This is a genomic window from Catonella sp. (assembly GCF_057250765.1).
The window spans coordinates 52,351-58,490 of sequence record NZ_DBHIEC010000002.1 but is presented as its reverse complement, the minus strand read 5'-3'; the positions used below and the strand labels follow the sequence as shown (position 1 = coordinate 58,490).

Here is a 6,140-nt window from a genome sequence, read left to right as displayed (position 1 = left end):
AAGAACATAAGAACAAAGACTCTAACATATGGTGATACAGTCAATAAGCTAAAAGAAGAAGACAGAGAGCTTAATAAGTTTAAGGAAAAGGCTGAAAAAGCTGTAGAAACTCTTGAATACAATGCTAAAAGCCTTTCTCCTGATGTGATTAAGGAGCTTGAGGACGAGGGAATATCAGCTAAGGACTCAGATGCGGATTTGGTAAAGAAGAGCATTGAAAATATAGTTCAAAATAGGGAAATCCGTAGGGAAAATCTTGCTAAGCAGGCAGAAAAGCTTAGTGAGGCTGCGGACGATATAAAGGAAATGTCTTATTCGGCAATTGGCGATTCTACCTTAGCAAAGCAGCTTGTAAACTCAGGAATGGCAGTGACAAGGGAGAATATGGATAAGCTCTCTTCTGCGGTGAATTTTGCCAAAGAGGTGGTTTCCAATATAAATGAGCCTACCATAAGCCGTATGGTGGAGGCTGACTTGCCTGAAACTATTTCAAACATTTACAGGATGGAGCATATGGAGTCCTATAGCGAAGTACGTGTAAATGCAGAGGCAGAAGAAACTTGGGAAAAGGTGTCTGATCAGGCAGTGAACTTACTTGAGAGTAAGGGAGTAACTGCAGATAGTGAAAGCCTTGAGGCAGCAAAGTGGCTCTTTACCAAGGGAATGGAAATCACTCCTGCGAGCGTGGCTAAGTACCTAAGTCTTAGTGAGCTTAAAAAAGAAGCCAGAAGTGAGAAGGGCTTTTTTAATCTTGCCTCCAAGATTGCAAATGGGCTCTCAGAGGGAAAGGCGACACCTGATGTTATAGTTGGCAATGCTAACAACAGACAGGCAGGCTATGTGGTTAATTATTTCAGACGTACCACAGAGATAACAATTACTGAGGTTACAAAGAGAAGAAGTCTTGAAGAGATAAGGCTAAAACTTACTGAGGAGTCAGCAGTAAATATGCTTAATAAAGGCATTAAAATAGATGTGACCGACCTCAAGGGACTTGTTGACAATCTTAGAAAAGAAGAGGAAAGCTATTTTAAGGGCTTACTTGACGGCGCTAAGCCTCTCGGTAATACTACTGAAAGAGCAGGAAAGTTAGAAAACAGCACAAATCAGATAGAGCTTTTAAGAAGCGTGGTATCTATCCGCTCTTATGCAATTACAAGGGAGTACAGCTCAGATTATAAGATAGGTGCTGTATCTGAGACCTTCAGGCAGGAGACAAGGATTACACTTGCTTCATATCACGAGGCTGGTATCGCTTATGAGAAGGGTGCAACCGAAATTAGGTCAGACCTTGGAGACAATATACGAAAGGCATTTGGTAATATAGATGAGGTCTTAAAGGATAACGGCTTGGAGCTTTCAGATGCCAACAGAAAGGCTGTAAGGCTTCTTGCTTATAATAAGGCAGAGGTGACTGTTGAGTCTGTAACTAAGATGAAGTCTGCTTCTGTTCTCACAGAAACTGCGCTTAAGGAATTAAAGCCTGCAACTGTTGCAAGCCTCATAAAATCAGGTACAAATCCACTTGATATGGATATGGAAGAGCTTCTTAAGGCTGCAAAGGAGATAAATGAGAAGGTAATTCCAAGTGATGAAAAATACAGCAGATACTTATATAATCTCGAAAGAAGCGGGGAAGTAAGCGAGACTGAAAGGGAGGCTTACATAGGCATATACCGCCTCCTTAACCAGATTGAAAAGGGTGATGATGCTGCGGTAGGAAGTGTGAGTCTAACCAATCAGAGCCTTACACTTAGAAATATGTTATCAGCCGTAAGAACAAGGAAGCTTGGAGGCTTTAATGAGAAGATAGATGATAATTTCGGTGAGCTTACCAACGTACTTGGCGGAGCTGACAAGATAGACAATCAGATAGACAGAGCTTATGCAAAGCTTCTTGCAGGAGAGCTTAAGGAGAGCCTTAGCGAAGTAAGTGAAGAGTATTACAAAGAGAAGGAAGCAGAAATAGCCAGAGAAATACAGTCTACTGATGTAGAAAAACTGATAGACGAGGAGGCTGAGCTTACATTTTCAAATGTGCTTGCCCAGTCAGATATAGCAAAGGGAAGAAAGAGCCTCCTTGGTGTGGTTCGTGAAATGACCCGAGGCGAGAAGAGGGAGGTAAATGACCTTGCCGAGAAGTTCATAGACGAGTTTGACGGAGACCGTTTTGCCGCAGAAAATGAAAAGAAGATTACTGATGCGCTCAGCAAAAAAGTCACCAAGATGATGGAATCGTCTGAAATGAGGTACGACAGCCTTAAAGGACTGATGGCGGTTAAGAAGACCATTACTCTATCTGTAAAAAGAGAAGAGACCAAGACCTATGACATTCCTTTCATTTATGATGAGGACAAACTTGCGGATCTCTCCCTTACTGTAAGAAAGGGTAGGTCCGAGGTGGACAAGGGCAAGGTAGGAATTATCTTAACCACTGAGAATGAGACAGTGGCTTCTGAGTTTAGAATAGTAAGTGAAAGGATAATGGGTTATTTTAAGACTGAATCAAGAGAGAGTCTTGACAACCTAAAGGCCAATGAAGACGGGCTTAAGAGCGCACTTGCAGACCTTGATATGGAAATTGGTGAAATTTCTTATCATCTTGGAGCATCCTCTTCACAAATTACAAATTCTGACGATATATATAGTGATAATGTTAAAACAGCTGATATTTACAGGACTGCAAAGGTGGTAGCAACACATTTACTTAAGGTTCTTGGTATCAGAGGCTAGAGAATGAGGTTTTAAAATGAGAATAAACAATAATATTTCAGCACTTAGAGCAAATACCAATCTTAGCAGAGTTGACAGAAGACTTGATAATAGCACCCAGAGGCTTTCATCCGGCAATAAGATAAACCGCGCAGCGGATGATGCTGCAGGCTTCTCCATTTCAAAGAGAATGCGTACCCAGATTCATTCGCTTGAGAGGGCTTCACAGAATGCGGCAGATGGTATCTCGGTTATTCAGACAGCTGAGGGAGCACTTAATGAAGTAAGTGCCATACTCGTTCGTGTTAAAGAGCTTGCCGTACAGGCAGCCAACGATACTTTTTCAGGTGATGACAGAGATGCCATCCAGAAGGAAGTGGATCAGTTACTTGCTGAGGTAAACAGGATATCCACAGATACAGATTTTAACCAGAATACCCTGCTTAACGGAGAGGTTGGAAGACGCTCAGTTACAAAAAACACAGGAGTTGAGGTAATTCGTTCTACTGAAATAGTACCTGATGGGAAATATAAGCTGACAGTTGAGGAAGATCCTAAAAAAGCTGTATATACAGGCGGTTCAGTAAACGGTGCGGACTTTGGCGAGAACTCTAAGGTACAGGGAAGAGTTATTATTAACGGCGAAGTAGTAGACATCAAACCGGGCGATTCAGCAGAAACAGTATTAAATAAGCTAAGAACAGGAGCGGAAAGAGCAGGCATAAGTCTTGCAGGAAATGGTGGAGGCCCTGATGCAAACGGTGAAGAGGTATATGGAGGCTACACCGCAGAAGCTCTTGATGAAGGGATAGAATTGCTTTTTGTAACAAAAGAGTATGGAAGCAAGGCTAAGATAGATATCAGGATAGAAGGAACTGCCACAAAGGATGAAGACGGCAATACGGTATCTGCAGAGGATAATGCTGATAAGCTATCTGCCGCACTTGGACTTCCAAGGAAGCTTGAGCCTGCTCCAAGGGGCAAGGATGCTAAGGTTACACTTGATGAAGGCTTTGAGAAAACAGCTACTGTAAATGTGGATGGAGACAAGGTTGTAATCAAGGACAGAGACGGCTTTGAGCTTGAACTCAAGGTAAACGACTACACCACAGAGAATGACAAGGGTGGAGAGGTTGAGCTTACAGTATTTGATGCAGGCTATATGACTCTCCAGGTGGGCGCTAACACGGGCGAGAGCTTTGATGTAAGCATAGACAGAATAGATACAGAGACTTTGGGACTTAGCAAAATCAATTTAAGATCAAGCTTAGAGGCTGAAAAGGCTATAGAGATGGTGGATAAGGCTATCACAATGGTATCAGCTGAGCGTGCAAAGCTAGGTGCATACCAGAACAGACTTGAACATACCATACTAAGTCTTGACGAAACCACAGAGGATATGACGAGTGCGTTCTCAAGAATAGTGGATACCGACATGGCTGAGGAAATGACTGAATTTACACAGCAGAAGGTGCTCTCACAGGCGGGAACCAGCGTACTTGCTCAGGCTAATGAGCGCCCTAATACCATACTTACATTGTTACAGAGTTAATTGGAGGTAGCTTAGTTGAAAGCTGAGTCTGTAAAAATATTTACAAGAAGAATAACTTCTGCAAATAAAAGCGAGATTATTGTCATAATATATGATATAATAGAAGAAAATCTCGCTTTGGCAAAAAAGGCACTTGCAGAAGGTGACAGGGAAACATATAGAAATGAGATTAAACAGGCAATTGCCTTTGTGAAGGAATTGCTTGTAAGCCTTGACATGAATTATGAGGTCAGTAAGAATCTTGCAAGCCTTTATATTTATGTGAGCAGATGCCTTAACTTTGCACTGGTGAGTGGAAAGAAGAAGGAGATAGAAGCCGCAGAAAAGGTCCTAAGAAAACTTGGTGACAGCTTCAGAGAAGTGGCAAAGACAGATGAGTCTAAGCCGGTTATGGAGAATACCCAGAGAGTATATGCAGGCATCACCTATGGAAGAGGGCTAGACTTAGATGAAACTCTGGTGGCACCTGCGATGGAGAGCAGAGGTTTTCGCGCCTGATTTGTGGTTTGATAAAAACTATGAATAAAAGAAAGATTATATTATTTATTTTCTTTGCTTTGTGTTTTACATTTACACTTTTACCTTATAAAGGAGTTCGCTTGGAGGCTTCCCAGAAGACGGGGAAGGCTTTTAAAGTGAACTCTTTTTTTGTGGAGCAGGATAGTGAACAGGAAGGTGTGACAAGTGGTGCCATAGTAACTGTGAGTTTTTCCACTACAGGAGTAGAAAAGAAAGCCAAGATTTCTCACACTGTATATTATTCAACGGCAAAATCAGGTAGAGACTGGGCAAAAAGAAGACTTAAAAGCACCTCAGCAAGTGGTGAAGAGAAGATAAATGTGAGAGTGCAAAGCTCGGGATATTATTATTTTAAATTAGTTTCTGAAAATGGAAAGAAAACTGCAGAGAAAATACTTGAAATCCCGGTATATGTATCAGGAGACAGGTATTTAGCAGGTATAGAATTTATGAGAGATAGTGGCAAACAGCCATTGGTAGAGGGAGTTTCAGGCAGGTATGTGGATGATAAGGCTGAGATAAGCTGGGATGGAGAAGCCGATAAAAACTATCTGGTTGGCTTTTACAATAGTGATACTATGGAAGAGATTTCACGGAATTACACCAAAGAAAATTTCTTCGTTGCTGAGATACCTGAAGGTATAGAACATGTGTCTTACTATGTGGCAAATACCAATATTAACGGCAATAACGGAGACTTCAAGCTTTATGACATGCCTGATAGAAACAAGCCAAATGCCATGGTTAGATTCCCGGTACAAGAGATATCAAATGAAGATGAAATACCGATAGATGTATTATTTACAGGTAACTGTAAGGTAGACATAAGCGTAAATGATTCAGTAGAGGCAAGTGATTCTGAGGCGAGCGGAACTTATACCGTACCTGTATCTGACGGAGATATGGAGATAGTTGTAAGCGTAACCGATGAGAATGGCAACATAAAGAACTATACCAAAGAAATGGTAATCGACACCGTTAAACCAAAGGTGGTACTGGATAAGGTCATAGACGGTGCGGTAACCTCTGACAGCAGGATAGAGGTTACGGGTGAGTGTTCCGAAGATGTCACACTCATTATGAATGGACAGAGAAAAGATGTAAAGAAGGGAAGTTTTAGCTTTACCCAGAGACTTGCCATCGGTGAAAATGATATCAAGCTTCAGGCTATTGATGCGGCTGGCAATAAAAGTAATGTCAGAGCGGTAATAACCAGGGAAACCGAGCATAAAAGGAGTATGAAGGCTACGGCTTTGGTAGGAGGTACATTTGGAGTTATATTCCTTGCTTATATCATTACTTTTAGCGGCTGGATAGCCAAAAAAAGGAAAAATTGATACAGTTGACAAAATGCAGT

Annotated in this window: 4 protein-coding genes; all 4 read left to right on the top strand. The window is 41.6% G+C overall.

Annotated features, from left to right (window positions below):
* A partial coding sequence (locus ACO6HM_RS01480) for a DUF6240 domain-containing protein (protein ID WP_485389428.1) occupies positions 1-2,733 on the top strand: 2,733 nt, incomplete at its 5' end.
* A 16-nt stretch (positions 2,734-2,749) separates the two neighbouring features.
* Positions 2,750-4,264, top strand: a complete 1,515-nt coding sequence (locus tag ACO6HM_RS01475) for a flagellin N-terminal helical domain-containing protein (protein WP_485389427.1) — start codon at positions 2,750-2,752, stop codon at positions 4,262-4,264.
* Positions 4,265-4,279: 15 nt separating this feature from the next.
* Positions 4,280-4,762 carry a flagellar export chaperone FliS gene (locus ACO6HM_RS01470; protein ID WP_485389426.1) on the top strand — a complete coding sequence of 161 codons (483 nt, stop codon included), beginning with the start codon at positions 4,280-4,282 and terminating at the stop codon, positions 4,760-4,762.
* A 137-nt stretch (positions 4,763-4,899) separates the two neighbouring features.
* Complete coding sequence (locus ACO6HM_RS01465; RefSeq protein WP_485389425.1) at positions 4,900-6,120, top strand: hypothetical protein; 1,221 nt, start codon at positions 4,900-4,902, stop codon at positions 6,118-6,120.
* Positions 6,121-6,140: the final 20 nt, after the last annotated feature.